At 67.3% G+C, this 18,692-nt stretch carries 14 protein-coding genes; 7 read left to right on the plus strand and 7 right to left on the minus strand.

Annotated features, from left to right (window positions below; genetic code table 11):
- Nucleotides 1–76: 76 nt before the first annotated feature.
- Nucleotides 77–1,228, plus strand: coding sequence for an HPP family protein (locus MasN3_RS09205; protein ID WP_281913706.1), 1,152 nt, complete (start codon nt 77–79; stop codon nt 1,226–1,228).
- 23 nt (nt 1,229–1,251) lie between these two features.
- Here MasN3_RS09205 and MasN3_RS09210 read toward each other — a convergent pair whose 3' ends face one another.
- On the minus strand, nt 1,252–1,944 hold the full coding sequence (locus tag MasN3_RS09210) for a UPF0149 family protein (protein WP_281913707.1): 693 nt from the start codon (nt 1,942–1,944) through the stop codon (nt 1,252–1,254).
- Nucleotides 1,945–2,033: 89 nt separating this feature from the next.
- Between MasN3_RS09210 and MasN3_RS09215 the strand changes: the two genes are divergently transcribed.
- Nucleotides 2,034–3,041: a serine/threonine protein kinase gene (locus MasN3_RS09215; RefSeq protein ID WP_281913708.1), complete on the plus strand. Its 1,008-nt coding sequence runs from the start codon at nt 2,034–2,036 to the stop codon at nt 3,039–3,041.
- A gap of 100 nt (nt 3,042–3,141) precedes the next feature.
- Nucleotides 3,142–5,478 (plus strand): hypothetical protein, encoded by a 2,337-nt coding sequence (locus MasN3_RS09220; RefSeq protein WP_281913709.1) that lies wholly within the window; start codon nt 3,142–3,144, stop codon nt 5,476–5,478.
- Between the two features lie 53 nt (nt 5,479–5,531).
- On the opposite strand, the gene MasN3_RS09225 is transcribed toward MasN3_RS09220, so the two are convergent.
- Together MasN3_RS09225 and MasN3_RS09230 are read right to left on the minus strand one after the other, a co-directional pair.
- Nucleotides 5,532–5,933, minus strand: a complete 402-nt coding sequence (locus tag MasN3_RS09225; protein WP_281913710.1) for a hypothetical protein — start codon at nt 5,931–5,933, stop codon at nt 5,532–5,534.
- Nucleotides 5,934–6,029: 96 nt separating this feature from the next.
- Nucleotides 6,030–7,079, minus strand: coding sequence for a DUF475 domain-containing protein (locus tag MasN3_RS09230; RefSeq protein WP_281913712.1), 1,050 nt, complete (start codon nt 7,077–7,079; stop codon nt 6,030–6,032).
- A gap of 179 nt (nt 7,080–7,258) precedes the next feature.
- Between MasN3_RS09230 and MasN3_RS09235 the strand changes: the two genes are divergently transcribed.
- The 4 genes from MasN3_RS09235 (at nt 7,259) to ltrA (ending at nt 14,169) form a co-directional block, all read left to right on the plus strand.
- On the plus strand, nt 7,259–7,678 hold the full coding sequence (locus MasN3_RS09235; RefSeq protein WP_281913713.1) for a divergent PAP2 family protein: 420 nt from the start codon (nt 7,259–7,261) through the stop codon (nt 7,676–7,678).
- 246 nt (nt 7,679–7,924) lie between these two features.
- Entirely contained in the window at nt 7,925–9,109 is a 1,185-nt protein-coding gene (locus MasN3_RS09240; RefSeq protein WP_281913714.1) for an efflux RND transporter periplasmic adaptor subunit, read from the plus strand.
- 30 nt (nt 9,110–9,139) lie between these two features.
- Complete coding sequence (locus MasN3_RS09245; protein WP_281913715.1) at nt 9,140–12,346, plus strand: efflux RND transporter permease subunit; 3,207 nt, start codon at nt 9,140–9,142, stop codon at nt 12,344–12,346.
- Nucleotides 12,347–12,807: 461 nt separating this feature from the next.
- Complete coding sequence (ltrA, locus tag MasN3_RS09250; RefSeq protein ID WP_370662352.1) at nt 12,808–14,169, plus strand: group II intron reverse transcriptase/maturase; 1,362 nt, start codon at nt 12,808–12,810, stop codon at nt 14,167–14,169.
- Nucleotides 14,170–14,600: 431 nt separating this feature from the next.
- On the opposite strand, the gene MasN3_RS09255 is transcribed toward ltrA, so the two are convergent.
- The 4 genes from MasN3_RS09255 to MasN3_RS09270 form a co-directional block, all read right to left on the minus strand.
- A complete protein-coding gene (locus MasN3_RS09255; RefSeq protein ID WP_281913717.1) occupies nt 14,601–15,017 on the minus strand; it encodes a hypothetical protein in 417 nt (138 codons plus the stop codon).
- 230 nt (nt 15,018–15,247) lie between these two features.
- Nucleotides 15,248–16,246 carry an NAD(P)H-hydrate dehydratase gene (locus MasN3_RS09260; protein WP_281913718.1) on the minus strand — a complete coding sequence of 333 codons (999 nt, stop codon included), beginning with the start codon at nt 16,244–16,246 and terminating at the stop codon, nt 15,248–15,250.
- A gap of 9 nt (nt 16,247–16,255) precedes the next feature.
- The gene (locus tag MasN3_RS09265) at nt 16,256–17,017 is read right to left on the minus strand and encodes a histidine phosphatase family protein (RefSeq protein WP_281913719.1); all 762 of its coding nucleotides are present in this window, start codon (nt 17,015–17,017) and stop codon (nt 16,256–16,258) included.
- Nucleotides 17,018–17,127: 110 nt separating this feature from the next.
- Nucleotides 17,128–18,528, minus strand: coding sequence for an L-cystine transporter (locus MasN3_RS09270; protein ID WP_281913720.1), 1,401 nt, complete (start codon nt 18,526–18,528; stop codon nt 17,128–17,130).
- Nucleotides 18,529–18,692: the final 164 nt, after the last annotated feature.

Genomic DNA, 18,692 nt, shown 5'->3' on the forward strand with positions numbered 1-18,692 from the left:
ACCGTCCGCGTGGGGGAATACGCGTTCGCGCAAGCTGTGGTGTAATGGCAGGTTCCCAATGTTGCAAAACGTATCCATGTTCTCGATGTTGTCGCAGTTGCCGAAGTTATTGGAAAGGCTGGGGCGCCTGCGCCCCGCCGGACCGACTTCCTTCACCCGGCAGGTGCCCGCCGCCCTCGGCGCGCTGCTGACCCTGCTGCTCACCGCACTGGCCAGCCGCGCCGCGCTCGGCGCCGCGGCGGTGCATTCGCTGCCCTTCCTGATCGCGCCGATGGCCGCGTCCGCGGTGCTGCTGTTCTGCCTGCCGGCGGCGCCGCTGGCCCAGCCCTGGCCCGTCATCGGCGGCAACGTCGTGTCGGCCCTGGTCGGCGTGGCCTGCGCGCAGGCCGCCGACCCGCTGGTGGCGGCGCCGCTGGCCGGGGGCCTGGCGATCGCCGCGATGGCCACGCTGCGCTGCCTGCATCCGCCCGGCGGCGCGGTGGCCGTGACCGCCGTGCTGGGCGGAGCGGCGGTGGCCAAGGCCGGCTTCTGGTTCGCGCTGGCCCCGGTGGGCCTGAATTCGGTGCTGATGGTGCTCGGCGCGGTGGCCTGGAACCGGCTGTCCGGACACCATTATCCGCACGTGCAGCCTGCCGCCCGCCCGCCCGAGGAAAAGGCGGGCTTTGCGCAGGAAGACCTGGATGCGGCGCTGGACAGCTATGGCGAGGCGCTCGACGTCAGCCGCGACGACCTGGCCACGATCTTCGCCGAGACCGAGCAGCGCGCTAGCGCGCGCCGCGCGCGCCGGCATCGCTGCGCTGAACTGGCGCATCCGGTACCCACCACCCTGGATCCGGACATGCCGCTGGCGGCGGCGCGGGCGCTCCTGGTGCGCCACGGCCTGCCGGCGCTGCCGGTGGTGGACGCGGCCGGCTGCCTGACCGGCGTGCTCAGCATGGCGGGCCTGGTGGCGGCCGGCGGCAGCGCCAGCCGGCCCTTGCCGGCGCGGGCGCGGCGGGCGACGGCGCTACTGTTCGGGCGCGATACGGCGCCGACGGTCGGCCAGCTGGCCGAGGCGGATTTCGTCGCCGTGCCGGGCGCGGCGCCGGTCACGGCGCTGCTGGCGCGCTTCCACGAGGGGGCGAAGCAGGTATTCGTGGTGGACGAGGAGGGCCGGCTGGCGGGGATGGTGCAGCCGGGCGACCTGCTGGTGGGGCTGGATCTGGGATTGCAGGAAGCGGCCGCCTGATCTTCCGGCGGCCGTGACAGGACTCAGTCGGCGTCCGCGCCGCAGCACTTCTTGTACTTCTTGCCGCTGCCGCAAGGGCAGTCGTCGTTGCGGCCGACCTTCGGCTCCTCGCGCTTGACGGTCTCGACCGCGCCCTTGCGGCGCGGCGCCCAGTATCGGTAGATGGCCGGGATGTTGGCTTCGATGTCCAGCGCCAGCTGGTGCGCCTTGCGCGGGTCTTCGACTTCCGGCAGTTCGGATTCCTCGATCTCGTCGGCGCCGAGCAGGTAGATCGGGCGCATCAGTTCGGCCACTTCCGAATCCCAGATGGCTTCCCAGGAGCCTGGGCGCAGTTCCATGCCTTCCCAGAAGCCCCAGCACCAGGCTTCGGCGTCGATCAGGGCGTCGCCGTCGACCTCGTGCTCGCAGAACAGCGGCTCGAACTCTTTCGGTGCGGCTTCGAAGGTGATCAGGACTTCGTTCATGAAACGCATGATCAGGTTGATGATGCGCTGCTCTTCCTTCGGGTTCTTCCAGTTCGGCGCCTGCTTGCCGTCCTCGCCCCAGACGCGCGGGAGCCATTCGGCCGGCATGATGGTTTCCGGGCCGATCGCGATCGCGGTCAGGTAGCCGTGCAGGGTGTCCATCGTCATCGCGTCCTCGGGGGAGCGGTCGGACAGCAGGAACTGGTCGAGTTCGTCGAATTCTTTATCGGTAAGGGGCTCGTCGAGATGCATGGGGTGCTCTTGTTGCGGTTGAAGGCGCCAGTGTAACGCCTGCGGAGGCGAACCGCATAGAAAAGCGCGGCGGCGCGTACAATGCGGCGATGGAGAATCCGACTACCGAATCAAACAGCCACGCCCATCCGTTCGCCCGGCTCGACCCGCAAACGGTGCTGGAGGCCGTCGAGAGCGTCGGCCTGTACGGCGACGGCCGCCTGCTGGCGCTCAACAGCTACGAGAACCGCGTCTACCAGGTCGGCCTGGAAGAGGGGGCGCCGGTGGTGGTCAAGTTCTACCGGCCGGAGCGCTGGAGCGATGCCGCCATCCTCGAGGAGCACGCCTTCGTGGAAGAGCTGGCGCAGCAGGAAATCCCGGTGGTGCCGGCGACCAGCATCGGCGGGCGCACGCTGCACGACTTCGCCGGCTACCGCTTTTCGGTGTTTCCGCGCCGCGGCGGACGGGCGCCGGAACTGGGCGACTCCGCCACCCTCGAATGGATCGGGCGCTTCATCGGCCGCATCCACGCAGTCGGCGCGGCCCGGCCTTACCAGTACCGGCCCGAGATCAACCCGCAGACCTTCGGCCGCGAGCCCTTTGAATTCCTGCGCGCCAAGGGCTTCATCCCGCCCGAGCTGGCCGCCACCTACGCCAGCGTGGCCCTGCAGGCGCTCGACGGCGTGGCGCGCTGCTACGAGCGGGCCGGCGCGCTGCCGCCCCTGCGCCTGCACGGCGACTGCCACGGCGGCAACGTGCTGTGGACCCCGGACGGCCCGCACTTCGTCGACTTCGACGACAGCCGCATGGGGCCGGCGGTGCAGGACCTGTGGATGCTGCTCTCGGGCGAACGCCAGGAGATGGTGGGCCAGATGGCCGACGTGCTGGCCGGCTACGAGGATTTCTGCGACTTCCATCCGCGCCAGCTCTACCTGGTCGAGGCCTTGCGCACGCTGCGCCTGATCCATTATTCGGCCTGGCTGGCGATGCGCTGGGACGACCCGGCCTTCCCGGCGGCTTTCCCATGGTTCAACACCCAGCGCTACTGGCAGGACCGCATCCTCGAGCTGCGCGAGCAGGTGGCGCTGATGGACGAGCCGCCCCTGTGGCCCGTATAGCCGGAATTGCGGCGCTTTTGCCGTCCAGTTCGGCGTGACACGCGGGCGCGATTTCCCGGATAATCAGGTGGACGCAGCCTGCGTCTCACCGAGAACAAGCATGGAACCCATCAAGCCCGAGCACGACGACACCGACTTCACGATCGACCTGGAGCATGCGCGCACGGACCATGCCGGGGGCATCGCTCCTGAGGCCCCGGCCGCCCGCGGCCCGATGGACATGCGCGAGATCCACGAAGCCATCGCCCGCGTCGAGGCCGAAGCCAAGGCCAATGTCGCGGCCGAGAGCCGCGCCCACGCCGAGGCGCGCGCCCGTTCGCTGGCTGAGGAGCGCGCCGCGCTGGATGCGGCCGCGACCGCCGCCGCGCTGGCCAATGCCCAGGCCTCCGAGGAGGCGATCGCCGCCGACCGCGACCGCCTGGAGTCGCTGCGCGCCGCCGCCCATGCCTCCAGCGAGCGGCTGGCGGCGATCCGCCAGGAGACCGCCGAGCTGCGTGCCCGCGTGCAGCAGGAAACCGAGACCCGCGTGGCGCTCGAAACCCGCGCCCGCGCCGAGGAAGAAGCACGGCGCCGCGCTGCCGCCCAGGTGGAAGCCCAGGCCGAGATGGCGGCCCAGGCCGCCCGCGCCGCCGAGGAACTGCTGGCGCAGACCGAGCAGGCGCGCCTGCAGGCGGCCGAGCGCATGGCGGCGGTCGAAGCGGCCAAGGAAGAAGTGCTGCACAACGCCAGCGCCGACGCGCGCGTGGCGATCCTGGCGCGCGAGCGCGAGCGCGCCGAACGCGGCGCCCGCCAGACCGCCGAGAAACTGGCCCAGGCCGAAGCCGAGGCCCTGGAACTGACCCAGCAGCGCGAGCGCGCCGACCAGGTGGCGCTGGCATCGAGCTTCGCGCGTGCCGCGGCCGAGGCGCGCGCGCTGGAAGAAGCGCGCGCCCTGGCCCACATCGAACAGGAGCGCGAGGCGATCGCACTGGCCCAGGCCGAGTCCGAGCGCGTCGCGGCCCAGTCGCTGCGCATGCGCCTGCAGACCGAAAAGGAATTGCGCGACGCCGCCACCCACCGCGAACGCCTGGAACAGATGGCGGCCGCCGCGGCGCAGGCCCGGCGCGAGGCCGAAACCCGGATCCTGGCGGCGACCGAGGCGCGCATCGAGGCCGACCGCAGGCTGCGCGAGGTGGCCGAGGAACGCGCGCGCGCCGAAGAAGAGGCAAGCCAGCAGGTGCAGGCGCGGCTGGAAGCCGAAGCCCTGGCCGCCGGCCACGCGCGCGAGCGGGCCGCCGCCGACGAGGCGGCCAGCCAGGCGGCCGCGCGCCAGATGGAAGAAGAGCAGCGCCAGCGCGCGCTGGCCGAGGAGCGCGCAGGTCTGGCCCAGGCCGCGGCCGCCGCGCAGGCAGAGGAAAACGCATTGGAAGAGGCGGCGATGGCCGCCGTGCGCCGCCAGGCCGAGGCGCAGCAGGAGGCGCTGGCAGCGGCCCAGGGCCGCGCCGAACAGGCCGAGCGCCTGGCCCGGGCCGAACGCGAGCGCGTGGCCAGCGAGGAAGCGGCGCTGCTGCGGGAACAGGAACGCCTGCAGGCCGAGCAGGAACTGACGCGGGCCGCCGAGGCGCGTGCGCAGGCGGAGCAGGCGGCTGCCGCGCAGTTGAGGGAGCAGTGCGAGGCCGAGCGGCGCGCCCAGGCCGCGCAGCAGGCGGCCCTGGAAGCGCAGGCGGCGCAGGCGCGCGCCGCGATCGAGGAAGCGCAGCATGCCGAGGCCGCGGCCAGCGCGCAGCAGGTCCAGGCGCGCCGGGCGGCCGAGCTGGCCCAGGCGCAGGCCGAACGTGCCGAGCTTGAGCGCCGCCAGCAGGAATTAACCGAGGCTGCACTACGCGAGGAACGCGCCGCCACCGAGGCCGCGCGCGAATCGCTGGCCCTGGTCGAGCGCAAGCTGGCCGCGCAGCGCCAGCAGGCGGCATCCGACGCGCGCGCCAACGAGGCGGCCAGTGCGCGCCTGGCCTCGGAGCAGGCGGCGGCCCAGGCTGCCGAGGCGCGCGCCGCGGCCGAGGAAGAACAGGCCCGGCTGGCGCGCGAGCGGGAGGTGGCGGAGCAGGCCGCGCTGCAGGCCGCGGTCGAGAAACGCGACGCCCAGCGCGCGCTTCTGGAACACGCCCAGCGCCACGCCGAGATGCAGCGCAAGGCGGCCGAGGCGACCCGGCGCATGGCCGACACGCGCCGCCAACTGGCCGAGCTGGAAGCGCAGCGCCATGACGAGCAGGCGGGGGAACTGGCGGCGCTCGACCGCGCCCTCGGCGAACGCAAGGCCGAGGCCGAGCACCGGGTGGCCTCGGTGAACATCACGCGCGAAGTGCTGGGACGCTTCAAGAGCACGCCGCCGGCCTCGGCGTCACAGGCGGTGACGCGGCTGGCGGACGTGATCCTGAATCAGAGGAAGAACAAGGAATGATGCCGGTGATATGTCATGCATATCACTGACACCTGATTGATACGTAAAACGTATTACTGCGCGGCGGCCTCGCTCGGGGCCACCGGATTCACCGGCCCGATGCTGGCCCGGGTCGCAAAATAGCCGGTCTCGCCGAAGCACGAAGTCGGAATGCCCACGTGCTGCTCATAGGTGATCTGCACCCGCTGGCCCATCGCACTCTGCAGCTGCTTGACCACCGCGTCGTCGCGCACGGTGAAGGCGAAGCGTTCCGGAATCGCGCCCGGCATGCTCGACAGCAGGATCTCGCCTTCCCAGGTCTTGCACAGCCAGCCCTTCTTGGAGAACTTCTGCAGGTAGCCCGCGCGTTCGCCTTCCGAGTACGACCAGCTCAGGGTGAACCAGGTGTACAGCGCGAACAGCACGATGATCGCGGCAAGGGCGGACAGGAGCAGGGCGGTAGCGCGTTTCGGCATGGTTTTCGGCATCAAGAGTGTGAATTGTCAGGTTGGCAGCATCGCAGCCGGGCACATTCTGCCATGGATGGACAAAATCACAAACTGCCGGCGACCTCAGGCCACCTCCCTGGCCCCCTCATGCGCCATGCGCTTGCGGTAGCGCACCGAGGACCACAGCGACACCAGGATGAAGGCCAGCCCCGACAGCCCGGTGAACCATTCCGGAATGTGATAGTGGACGCTGGCAAACATGATCAAGGCCAGGATGCCGATCGCGTAATGGGCGCCGTGCTCCAGGAACACGAACTCTTCCAGCGTGCCCTTGTAGACCAGGAACACCGTCATCGAACGCACGAACATGGCGCCGATGGCCAGGCCCAGCATGATGATGACGACGTCGTTGGTGATCGCGAAGGCCCCGATCACGCCGTCGAAGCTGAACGAGGCGTCCAGCACCTCGAGGTAAAGGAAGCCGCCGATGCTGCCCTGGGCAATCATCTTGCCTACCGCCGGGTCTTCTTCTTCCTTCTCCAGCAGGCCGCTCAGCCACTGCACGCCAATGTAGATCAGGATGCCCGTGATGCCGGCGACCAGGACCGGCAGCTTGCGCGCCGGCTCGATCAGGTACATGGCGCCGCACACCGCCAGCAGGGTCAGGGCGATGGCCAGGCCCTCGGTGCCGTACTTGCCGACCTTTTCCTCGACCCAGCCGAGCCAGTGCAGCTCTTTTTGTTCGTCGAACAGGAAATTCAGGAAGACCAGCAGCAGGAAGGCGCCCCCGAACGCCGCCACCTCGGCGTGCTTCTCGGTCAGGTGGCGCGAATATTCGGTGGGATTGTCGATCGCCATGTGCCAGACCTCGACCAGGCCCAGCCCGGTTGCCGCCGACACGATGACGAGCGGGAACAGCAGGCGCATGCCGAACACCGCCACCAGGATGCCGACGGTGAGGAAGAGCTTGCGCCAGAACTCGTTCCAGCCGCGCAGGACGGAGGCGTTGACGACCGCATTGTCGAAGGAAAGCGAGACCTCGAGCACGCCCAGCACGGCCGTGATCCAGAGCGCCTGCAGCAGTCCCGGCATGCCGCGGTGCTCGTAGCCCCACCAGCCGGCCAGGCCCATCAGGATGACCGTCACCGCGATCGACAACCGGAAATGCCGCATACTGCCCCCTTGCCTGTCTAGTTTAGTGACGAGAATATTACCGAAGCAGCTGAGGCGGCGGCGCTACGGATGTCCTCCATCCGGCATCGTTTTTATATCGGTAAGAGCTTGCTTCTGAGATAATTCCGCCCGGCATTACCCAGCATTCTTTCTCTCCCTCGTCGTACCTGGATTTGGACATGGATCTCGCATACCTCGTAACACCCGTGCTGACCTGGATGGTGGTCGGCCCGATCAAGTTCCTGATTACCAGCGCGCGCCAGCGCCGCTGGGCCTTCAACCTGGTGGGCAACGGCGGCTTCCCCAGCAACCACAGCTCCGTGGTCACCAGCATGGCCACCCTGATCGCGCTGCGCGAAGGCATCGGCCATCCGGCCTTCGGCGTGGCGGTGACCCTGGCCTTCATCGTGATGATCGACGCCAACAGCCTGCGCCAGCACGTGGGTCGCCAGGCCGCGGCGATCAACAAGCTGGCCTGCGACACCGTTGGGCACACCGTCCTGCGCGAGCGCATGGGCCACACCCTGGTGGAGATCGGCGGCGGCATCGCCACCGGCATCGGGATGGGCTTCCTGATCCACGCCATCTTCGGCGCCTGAGGCCGGGAAGCGTACGCCGGCGGACACTGTCGGACGTCCGCCTGTCCGCGCCTTGTCCACATTTGGCCACATTCCAGTCCGCCTGGAATGCAGCTCGTCGCAAAATATCGCATTTCATCCCTCGATTTCCGCAGTACGCAGCGTCGTCTCTTGAAGTTGGCAGGGCACTACTGAATACTGCGCGCTGACTGTTCATATTCACATATTTACAAGAACACATACCGAGTCCTTCTCTGGAGAACCACAATGCTGCGCAAAACCCTACTCGTCCTTGCCATCGCCTCGGCGCTCGCTGCCTGCAGCAAGGAGTCCAAGGAGCCCGCCAAGCCGGGCCAGGAAACTGCCCAGGCCGGCGGCAAGGCCGATCCCAAGGACAATCGTCCCGCGCAGCTGAAGGTCGCGTCGGAAGACGTGCTGACCATCCAGAGCGATACCCTGTCGAGCGGCCCGGTGGTCACCGGCTCGATCCAGCCGGAGCGCAAGGCCGACCTGCGCGCCGAAGTCTCGGCCGTGGTCCTGCAGGTCCTGAAAGAGAACGGCGAGCCGGTCAAGCGCGGCGACGTGCTGGTGCGCCTGGATGAAACCGCGATCCGCGATACCGTGGCGTCCGCCGACGAAGCGGTGCGCGCCGCCAGCCAGGCCCTCGACCAGGCCACCCGCCAGCTCGAGCGCATGAAGACCCTGCGCGCCTCGGGCATGACCTCGGCCGTCGGCCTGGACGAGGCCGAAGTGCGCCGCAATAGCGCCCAGAGCGAGCTGTCGGCCGCCCGTTCGCGCTCCGCCACCGCGCGCCAGCAGCTCTCGCGCACCGTGGTGCGCGCGCCCTTCGACGGCATCGTCTCCGAGCGTAAAGTGTCGGCCGGCGACACCGCCACCATCGGCAAGGAACTGGTCAAGGTCATCGACCCGAACAGCATGCGCTTCCAGGCGAGGGTCTCGGCCGACGAGATCGCCAACGTGAAGCTCGGCCAGAAGGTCAATTTCCGCGTCAACGGCTACGGCGAGCAGCAGTTCGCCGGCATCGTCAAGCGCATCGACCCGGCCGCCAACGCCATCACCCGCCAGGTCGAGGTGGTGGTGGAGTTCGCCGACAAGGCCCAGCCGCGCGTGGCCGGCCTGTACGCCGAAGGCCGCATCGATGCCCAGAGTACCAACGCCCTGATGCTGCCGGAAGCCGCGCTGGTCAAGGCCGGCGACAGCGCCTACACCTGGCGCATCAAGGACAAGACCCTGAACAAGGTCCCGCTGGTGGTCGGCGCGCGCGATCCGCGCACCGGCAACGTCGAAGTCAGGCAGGGCCTGGCGGCGGGCGACATCGTGCTGCGTTCCCCGACCTCGAACCTGAAGGATGGCCAGAAGGTCGAGATGCCGGCCGCCGTGGTGGCCAGCGCGGCCAGCGCCGCCACTGCGGTCCCGGTGCAGGGCAAGTAAGGAACACAGGACAACCAAGGATTATTAAAAATGTTCCTCTCCAATTTTAGTGTCAAGCGACCCGTCGCGACGGTCGTCATGATCGTGGCGATGATGCTGGTCGGCCTGCTGGCGCTGTCCAAGCTCAAGGTCAACCAGAACCCGGACGTCGAGCGTCCGGCCCTGTCGGTCAACATCCCGTATCCGGGCGCCTCGCCCGAGACCGTCGAACGCGAGATCACCAACCGCATCGAAAAGCAGCTGCTGGCGATCCAGGGCGTCAACAAGATCACCTCCAACTCCTTCGAAGGCGGCGTGTCGTTCTTCATGGACTTCAATTTCGGCCGCAACATCATCGAAGCCTCGGACGACGTGCGCAACGCGATCGCCGCGGTGCGCTACAAGCTGCCGGTCGAGATGCGCGAGCCGGTGCTGCGGCGCTGGGACATCAACGCCCAGCCGGTGATGCAGCTGTCGCTGTCCTCGACCACGCAGTCGCACGCCGATATCTCGCGCTATGCCGAGGACGTGCTGGCCGACAAGTTCCGCGCCATCCCGGGCGCCTCGACCGTGAACGTGAACGGCGCCCTGCGCCGCGAGCTGTCGGTCCTGCTGCGCGCCGAGAAGCTGCGTGAATATAACGTCTCGGTGTCGGAAGTCACCAACGCCCTGCGCACCCAGAACACCAATGCGCCGGTGGGCAAGCTGCGCAGCGAACTGGACGAGAAGGGCATCCGCCTGGTCGGCCGCATCGAGCGTCCGGAAGACTTTTCGCAGATCGTGGTCAAGCGCAACGGCGACCAGATCGTGCGCCTGAACCAGGTGGCCGAGATCAAGGACGGCTTTGCCGACATCAACAGCCTGTCGATCCGTAGCGGCAAGCCGAACGTCGGTATCAACATCGCCCGCTCGCCCGATGCCTCGACCGTCTCGCTGGCCAAGAAGGTGCACCTGGTGGTGGCCGAGGCCAACAAGGAAATGCCGCAAGGTACCAAGCTCGAAGTCGTCGACGACGGCGGCGAAAACGCCCAGAGCAGCCTGGACAACGTGATCGAGGCCCTGGTGCTGGGCGCGATCCTGACCATCTTCGTGGTGTACGCTTTCCTGAATTCCTGGCGCTCGACCCTGATCACCGCGCTGGCGCTGCCGACCTCGGTGCTGGCCGCCTTCATCGCCGTGTGGTTGTGCGGCTTCACGCTGAACTTCATGACCCTGCTGGGCCTGTCGCTGGCGATCGGCGTGCTGATCGACGATGCGATCGTGGTGCGGGAAAACATCGTGCGCCACATGGAAATGGGTTCGGACCGCCGTACCGCCGCGCTCGAAGGCACGGCCGAGATCGGCCTGGCCGTGGCCGCGACCACCTTCTCGATCATGGCCGTGTTCGTGCCGGTGGCCTTCATGCCGGGCGTGTCCGGTGAATGGTTCCGCCCGTTCGCCCTGACTGTGACCTGCTCGGTGATCGTGTCGCTCCTGATCTCCTTCACGCTCGACCCGATGCTGTCGGCCTACTGGGGCGACCCGCCCGACCACGCCCATGCGCCGAAGAAGGGCCTGAGCCTGGTGCTGCAGCGCTTCAACACCTGGTTCGACCACCAGGCCGACCGCTACGGCCGCGTGATCGAGTGGGCGCTGCACCACCGCAAGTGGATGGGGGCGATCGCCGTGCTCAGCTTCGCCGGCGCCATCGGCCTGCACATGGCCTTCGGCGGCTCGAGCTTCATGCCGAAATCGGACTGGGGCACCATCATGGTCGAGATCCGCACGCCGGCCTCGTCCAGCCTGGAATATTCGCGCCGCAAGGTGGAAGCTGCCGCCGAGATCGCCCGTTCGATCCCGGAGACCGAAGACACCAACAGCTACGTGGACCTGAGCGGCGGCCGCGTCTATGTCGACATCGGCAAGCGCAGCAAGCGTGAGCGCAGCGGTGCCGAGATCGGCGCCGAACTGCGCGCCAAGATCGCTCCGCTGGTCGGCGCCGAATACGTCGTCATCGACGACCTGGGCGGCGGCGGCAAGCCGGTCCAGATCGAGTTCACCGGTCCGGATTCGCGCAAGCTGATGGAACTGACCTCGGCCTACATGGAGAAGCTGCGCCAGGTGCCGGGCGCCGTCGACGTGACCCTGTCGGAACAGGATCCGAAGAACGAACTGCAGATCGTGCTCGACCGCGGCCTGGCCAACGCCATGGGCATTTCGGTGAACGACGCCGCCCAGGCACTGCGCGTGGCCTTCGCCGGCATCGAGGTGGGCGACTGGGTCGACCCGACCAGCGAGACCCGCGACGTCGCCGTGCGCCTGCACCCGGACGACCGCGTCAACACCGACAGCATCGAGCGCCTGCCGATCGCGGTGGCCGGCACCGGCATGATGGTGCCGCTCGAGCAGATCGCCAGCATCACCATGGGCAAGGGCCCGGCCGGTATCCGCCACAAGGATGGCGAGCGCCTGATCACGGTGTCCGCCAACGCCCAGGGCCGTTCGCCTGGCGAAGTGACCGCCGACGCCATGAAACTGGCGAAGAGCTTCGACTTCCCGCCGGGCTATGGCCTGGCCCTGGGCGGCCAGGGTGAGGACCAGCAGGAACTGTTCAGGGAAATGATGATCGCCCTGTTCTCGGGCATCCTGCTGATGTACCTGATCCTGGTGATGCAGTTCGGTTCCTTCACCGCACCGATCGGCGTGATGCTGTCGCTGCCGCTGTCCCTGATCGGCGTGGTGCTGGCCCTGATCCTGACCAAGAACACGCTCAACCTGATGAGCATGATCGGCGTGCTCATGTTGATGGGCCTGGTGGCGAAGAATGCGATCCTGCTGATCGACGCCGCCCGTGCGCTGGAGAAGGAAGGCATGGACCGCGAGGAAGCGCTGATGGCCGCCGGCCGCAAGCGCCTGCGTCCGATCCTGATGACGACCTTCGCCCTGATCGCGGGTATGTTCCCGGTGGCGATGGCCTTCGGCGACGCTGGCCAGTTCTACCAGCCGCTGGCGATCGCCATCATCGGCGGCGTGATCACCTCGACGCTGCTGACCCTGCTGGTCGTGCCGACCTTCTACGACAGCATCGAGATCGCCCGCGACCGCATGTTCGCGAAGTTCCAGCGCCGCGCCAAGCGCCACAACGTGGCCCTGGCCTTCCTGATGACCTTCGTCGAAGCCATCCTGACCCTGGTCTTCGTGCGCCTGGTCTTCCGCGGCATCGTCCGCATCGGCCGCTTCGTGACCGGCCGCGGCCGCGGCACCCCGCAGCCGGCCTGAGCCGTACCGGCTTCACCGCACAAAGCCAGCCTTCGGGCTGGCTTTTTTCATGGGTGCGCCCAGCATGGGCGCACTCCTGCGGGTGAAAGTCCCGCCGCGAGCTGACCACAGTGAGCGAAGTGAAGCGCAACTGCGGAAGGGTAACCGACCGTGGGAAGGAAGCGTGGAGCATAAGTCACGAGCCGAGGAACACGAACCGCATAGAAGGCGCTGCCGAGCAGGGCGAGCGGGCCCATAACCGCGAAGCTCTTGTGGTCAAAGCAAAGCGGCGTAGATGCGGCGGCTGTGTGATGAAGGAGTGCGGCCCATACCTGGGGACGCCCCGCCTTGTGCCTGAAAGGGCGACGAAAAAAAAATCGGAGCGGGGTCTCAGCAGAGGTCATAGTAGTCGGAGGTAGCGCCGGGAAGGCTCGACTCCGCCGACGAAGGACCAAACGAGTGGGAGTGAATCCGATATGCCGATGCAGAAGGTACAGCGTCAGATGCCCGCTAACGCGGGGCGGGAAGCCGTAGGGCAAGGTGAAGCCATGCTCGATGCTTTCAGCGACGAAGCGTTCTGCCCGCGGCATGCAACCGGAAACACGGGGTCGGCGCTGTTGCAAGCGGCGCTGACGACAGAGAACCTGCGGCGGGCGTTCAAGCGTGTGCGGGCCAACAAGGGAGCTGCCGGCGTGGATGGACTGGACATTGACCAGACTTCACGGCGGCTGGCGACCGAATGGCCACACATACGGGAACAACTGCTGACGGGGACGTACCGGCCCAGCCCGGTACGTCGGGTGACGATACCGAAGCCTGACGGTGGCGAGCGCGAGCTCGGCATCCCGACGGTGACGGATCGCCTGATCCAGCAAGCACTATTGCAGGTGCTGCAACCGATCCTTGACCCCACTTTCAGTGAGCACAGCTATGGTTTTCGGCCGGGCAGGCGTGCGCAGGATGCGGTGTTAGCCGCTCAGGCATACGTCCAGTCCGGGTTGAGAATCGTGGTGGACGTGGACTTGTCGAAATTCTTCGACCGGGTCAACCATGACATCCTGATCGATCGCCTGAAGAAACGCATCGACGACGCCCGAGTGATCCGGCTGGTCCGTGCCTATCTGAACAGCGGCATCATGGAGCATGGCGTGGTGCAGGAGCGAAGCGAAGGAACGCCGCAAGGCGGGCCATTGAGTCCGCTGCTTGCCAACGTGATGCTCGATGAAGTGGACAAGGAACTGGAACGGCGCGGCCATCGCTTTGCACGCTACGCCGACGATGCGAATGTGTATGTGCGCAGCAGGCGGGCGGGTGAGCGGGTGATGGGGCTGCTGCGGCGCTGCTATGCCAAGTTGCACCTCGTGGTCAACGAGGGCAAGAGCGCGGTAGCTAGCGTCTTCGGCCGCAAGTTCCTCGGTTACAGCCTATGGGTGGCGCGTGGAGGCGAGATCAAACGCAAGGTGGCGGAAAAGCCGCTGCAAGCGTTCAAGCAACGTATTCGGGAGCTGACCTGCCGTTCCGGCGGACGCAGCATGCCGGATGTGGTGCGGGGACTGCGCTCCTATATGCTGGGTTGGAGAGGGTATTTCCAGCTGGCGCAAACCCCAAAGGTCTGGCGCGGACTCGATGAATGGTTGCGGCACAGGCTGCGAGCTATCCAGCTCAAGCACTGGAAACGCGGAAGCACCATGTATCGGGAACTGCTCAAGCTTGGGGCTTGGCCGTCGGCAGCAAGGCACGTGGCGGCGAACAGCCGCCGCTGGTGGCACAACAGCGATAGGCTACTCAAAACAGTGATGACTATCGGCTATTTCGACCGACTGGGCGTACCTCGCCTGTCTTGACCTCAACTACTCGAACCGCCCGGTGCGGACCCGCATGCCGGGTGGTGTGGCAGGGGAGCGGCCCTCAGGGCCGTCCCCTATGCCGATCCCATGCCACGGGGTCAGGTCTGACATTTGGACACGAACTCGACCGTTACGCTGGTGCCCATGCCACGGGGTCTGCCACGGGGTCAGGTCTGACATTCGGACACGAACTCGACCGTTACGCTGGTGTATTGCTCGGCCCGTGTCTGAATGTCAGACCTGACCCTCACAGGGGGCGCTGAAGCGTCGTGGAGGAAATGGAAGAGGAGAGGCCAAACAGGAAACGACTAAGCCAGCCCTGCCGGGCTGGCGATCGCCGCTGTGGAGAACGGCACGAAACCGGCTTCCCGAGAGGAAGTCCCGAAGCCCGCGGCGCGGGCTCCGTTCGTTGCCAGGTGGAGGGCGGATCAGCCGCCGCTGCTTGGCGGGGTGGTGGTGCCGGTGCCGGTGGTGCCGGTGGTGCCCGAGGTGCCGGTGCCGGTGGTGCCGGTTGCGCCAGTGCCGGTGCCGGTGGTGCCGGTGCCGGTAGTGCCCGTGCCCATGTCGGTACCCGTGGTGCCGGTAGTGCCGGTGGCGCCGGTGCCGGTGGTGCCAGTACCCATGTCGGTGCCGGTGGTGCCGGTGGTGCCGGTGCCAGTGGCGCCGGTGCCGGTGTCACCCGTGGTGCCGGTGGCGCCCGAGGTGCTGCTCGGGGCGGTGGCCGAGGTGTCCGGCGTGGTGGTCGTGGTGTCGGTCGCCGGCTCGTTCTTGCGGCAAGCGCCCAGCAGGGAGGCCAACACGGCAGCAGTCAGCAGGATTTTTGGTGCTTTGGTCAGTGCTTTCATTGTTTAAACTCCTCGTTCACGTCTATCTTGTGCCGCAGCGTCCAGGTGAGGCCTTGGAACACTGCGACGCCAGGTGAGGTCCTCTGAGGGTTCGGGAACCCAGCAGTGGAACCATCAGGGAACCGACGCAACACGCGGCCCCGGTCAGTGCACGATCCGACTCCATTAGACTGGTAGTCCGGCCGCCGGTTCGAATCGCACACTGTCGTGCTTGCTGAAGAGCAGGGCTGTCAGAACGCCGCTCCCCAACCCACCGGCGTGGGCCGGATGGTCTCGCTGCCGCCGGCATCCTTGCCGGCGATGTGTTCCAGGAGCGCGGGTATCTCCTGCGATATTTCCCGCGCTAGATATCCCAATGTGCCCATGCGTTCGGCGAGGCGTTCGCCGGCACGCGCATGCAGTGCCACGCCCCAGCAGGTGGCCTGGTCCAGCGGCGCGCCGCGGGCGGCGAGGCCGGCGATGATACCGGCCAGCACGTCGCCCGAGCCGGAGATGGCCAGGCCAACATTGCCGCCTTCATGCTGGTACAACGTTCCATCCGGCGTTGCGATGACAGTGCGCGCACCTTTTAATGCGACCACCGCGTTCCAGGCCCGCGCCGCTTCCAGTGCGCGCGGGTCGGGCGCGGCCGTGATGTCGCCCTTGGGCGTCCCGGTCAGGTGCGCCATCTCGCCCGCGTGCGGGGTGAGGATGACCGGACGCTCGAAGCGCCAGGGCATGCCGGACGGCCAGGGCGCGGGCGGATGCAGCAGCGCGCCCATGGCGCAGGCGTCCAGCACCACCTGGGTGCCGGCCGCGTCCAGGCGCGGCAGCAGCGCATGCACCAGGGCCGCGGTGGCCGGCTCGTCGCGCATGCCCGGCCCGACCAGCACCGCGTCGACGCGCTCGGCCAGCGGGTCGAGGGAGGCGACGGCGTCCATGCTGAAGCCGGCGCTGGCGTGCTCGGGCAGGCCGATCACGCGCGCCTCGGGCATGGCCAGGGCCACCAGCTGGGCCACGCTGCGGCCGGTGGCGATGGTGAGCTTGCCGGCGCCCGCGCGCAGGGCCGCGGTGGCGGCCAGGATGACCGCGCCCGGCATCTCGCAAGAGCCGCCCAGCACCAGCACGTGGCCGCGGATTTCCTTGTCGCCTTCGACGGCCGGCATCGGCACCGGCCAGCCCCGCAACAGGGCTGAGTCGACGTCGTGCACGGCAGTGGCGCGGTCAGGCGTGTCGATGAGCGTTTCCATGGGATGGGCTTAAGCCTTCGGTGCGGCAGGCAGGTCCTTGCTGGCGGTGACGGGGGTGCCGGTCGATTCGAGCGGCGCCACGAAATTCACGAGGCGCAGGGCCAGATGGCCGCCCTTGCCGAGATCGGGGTCGTATTCGTAGGAGGTGACCGAGCAGTTCGGCACGTCGCTGGCGCGGTCGAACTCGAGGATGGTTTTTTCGTCGAGGCGCTCGAACAGGTAGCGGAAGCAATTGACCGTCACTTGGTGCGCGACGATCAGCACGCGCTCGCGGCAGAACTCGCGGTTCAGGGTGTCGACCACGCTGCGCAGGCGCAGGATCACGTCGCACCAGCTCTCGCCGCCGGGCGGGCGGAAATAGAACTTGCCGACGTGCTGGCGCTGTTCGTACAGATCGGGATGGTGGTGCGCGATGCCGTAGGTAGTGAGACGGTCGAGGATGCCGAATTCCTTTTCGCGCAGGCGCTCGTCGGATTCGACCACCAGCCGCGAACGGTCCAGGCGCTGCATCAGGATGTTGGCGGTCTCGGCGGCGCGGACGTAGGGCGAATGCAGCACCACCGTCGGCTGCTGCTCCGGCGGCAGCGCGGCGAACCAGGAAGCGAGCGCCTCGGACTGGCGCTCGCCCAGCTCGGACAGGGGCACATCGACGTCGCGGTCCGCAATGTCGATGAGGTGGCCCGCAGAGGCTTCTGCGAGATCACGCGCGACGTTGCCGGCGCTCTGTCCATGCCTGACCAGCCAGACTTCCTGTGGCCACTTCTGTTCCATTACACGCCCGTCTTTGATATTGACATGACATCATCATAGACGGATTCTACGGGCCGAAAGCGCACGATTGCAGGCTTTCCCGGCAGGCTCGCCGCGGCGTCGGAGCCCTCTTACACGGCTTGCGATTCGCTATCTAAATTGATTTCCGCGTCGCTACGAAACACGCGCATATCGGTCTCTCCGAGGATGCGGCTGGTGAGCGTGCCGGCGGTAATCGAACCGCTGACGTTGAGGGCGGTGCGGCCCATGTCGATCAGGGGTTCCACCGAAATCAGGAGACCGGCCAGCGCCACCGGCAAATCCATCGCCGACAGCACGATCAGGGCGGCGAAGGTGGCGCCGCCGCCGACGCCGGCCACGCCGATCGAACCGAAGGCAATGATCGCCAGCAGCGGCAGCAGGAAGGATGCGGTGAACGGATCGATGCCGACGGTCGGCGCGATCATCACCGCCAGCATGGCCGGATAGATGCCGGCGCAGCCGTTCTGGCCCATGGTGGCGCCGAACGAGGCGGCGAAGTTGGCGATGCCTTCCGGGGTGCCGAGGCGCGCCGTCTGGGTCGCCACGCTCATCGGGATCGAGCCGGCGCTGGTGCGCGAGGTGAAGGCGAAGGCCAGCACCGGGAAGATTTTCACCACGTAGCGCAGCGGGTTCAGGCCGCTGCCCGCGACCAGCAGCAGGTGCACCAGGAACATCAGCGCCAGCGCACAGTAGGAGGCGGCCACGAAACTGGCCAGGCTGAGGATGTCCTGCAGGCTCGAACCGGCCACCATCTTGGTCATCAGGGCGAACACGCCAAAGGGCGTCAGGCGCAGCACCAGCGTGACCATGCGCATCACGATCACGTGGGCCACGTGCACGAAGCCGCTGAAGGAGGCGAACACCTCGGGCTTCTTGCCGGCGATGCCGGTGGCCGAGATGCCGATGAAGATCGAGAACACCACCACCGCGATGGTGGAGGTGGTGCGCGCCCCGGTCATGTCGAGAAAGGGATTGGCCGGAATAAAGGACAGCAGCATCGACGGCAGCGAGATTTCCTGCGCCGTCGCCAGCTTGCCCTGCAGGTATTCGCCGCGGGCGATTTCGGCGGCCGAGCTGGTCAAGCCGACCGCACTCAGGCCGAACAGCTTGGCCATCAGGATGCCGATCGCGGCTGCCACGATGGTGGTGGCGAGCAGGATGCCGATCGTCAGCGTGCTGATGGCGCCGAGCGAGGCGGCGTTGCGCAGCTTGAGGATGGCCTGCACGATCGAGACCATGATCAGGGGAATCACGATCATCTGGAGCAGTTTCACGTAGCCGCTGCCGAGCACGTCCAGCCAGGCATTGGTGCCGGCGACCGCGGGCGAGCCGGCGCCGTAGACGGCCTGCATGGCCGCCCCCAGCACCACGCCGAGTCCGAGGCCGGTAAACACCCGCTTGGTGAAGGACACGTGCGTCGCCTGCAGGCGATAGAGCAGCACGCAGACGAGCAGTGCGAGGACCAGGTTGATTAGGACGGGAAAGTTCATTGGAGCCTTTGCGGGGCAGCTCATGCGCTGCGGAAATCAATCGCAGCATTCTATAGGCAAAATGGCAGCGCCGCTGCGCAGGCAAACAATGCGCTTCGGCCCTGGTCGTTTCCGGGCCAGTGACTATCACTGTGTTTGAATGGGCTGATTTGTAGTAGATGAGC

Origin of the sequence: Massilia varians (assembly GCF_027923905.1) — a bacterium.
GTDB lineage: Bacteria > Pseudomonadota > Gammaproteobacteria > Burkholderiales > Burkholderiaceae_D > Telluria > Telluria varians_B.

Bases quoted from the DNA above. Each gene is read 5' to 3' on its own strand.
- MasN3_RS09265 (WP_281913719.1), bottom strand. From the start codon at position 17,017: ATGGAACAGAAGTGGCCACAGGAAGTCTGGCTGGTCAGGCATGGACAG.
- MasN3_RS09210 (WP_281913707.1), bottom strand. From the start codon at position 1,944: ATGCATCTCGACGAGCCCCTTACCGATAAAGAATTCGACGAACTCGAC.
- MasN3_RS09240 (WP_281913714.1), top strand. From the start codon at position 7,925: ATGCTGCGCAAAACCCTACTCGTCCTTGCCATCGCCTCGGCGCTCGCT.
- MasN3_RS09225 (WP_281913710.1), bottom strand. From the start codon at position 5,933: ATGCCGAAACGCGCTACCGCCCTGCTCCTGTCCGCCCTTGCCGCGATC.
- ltrA (WP_370662352.1), top strand. From the start codon at position 12,808: ATGCAGAAGGTACAGCGTCAGATGCCCGCTAACGCGGGGCGGGAAGCC.
- MasN3_RS09245 (WP_281913715.1), top strand. From the start codon at position 9,140: ATGTTCCTCTCCAATTTTAGTGTCAAGCGACCCGTCGCGACGGTCGTC.
- MasN3_RS09205 (WP_281913706.1), top strand. From the start codon at position 77: ATGTTCTCGATGTTGTCGCAGTTGCCGAAGTTATTGGAAAGGCTGGGG.
- MasN3_RS09260 (WP_281913718.1), bottom strand. From the start codon at position 16,246: ATGGAAACGCTCATCGACACGCCTGACCGCGCCACTGCCGTGCACGAC.
- MasN3_RS09220 (WP_281913709.1), top strand. From the start codon at position 3,142: ATGGAACCCATCAAGCCCGAGCACGACGACACCGACTTCACGATCGAC.
- MasN3_RS09255 (WP_281913717.1), bottom strand. From the start codon at position 15,017: ATGAAAGCACTGACCAAAGCACCAAAAATCCTGCTGACTGCTGCCGTG.
- MasN3_RS09235 (WP_281913713.1), top strand. From the start codon at position 7,259: ATGGATCTCGCATACCTCGTAACACCCGTGCTGACCTGGATGGTGGTC.
- MasN3_RS09230 (WP_281913712.1), bottom strand. From the start codon at position 7,079: ATGCGGCATTTCCGGTTGTCGATCGCGGTGACGGTCATCCTGATGGGC.
- MasN3_RS09215 (WP_281913708.1), top strand. From the start codon at position 2,034: ATGGAGAATCCGACTACCGAATCAAACAGCCACGCCCATCCGTTCGCC.
- MasN3_RS09270 (WP_281913720.1), bottom strand. From the start codon at position 18,528: ATGAACTTTCCCGTCCTAATCAACCTGGTCCTCGCACTGCTCGTCTGC.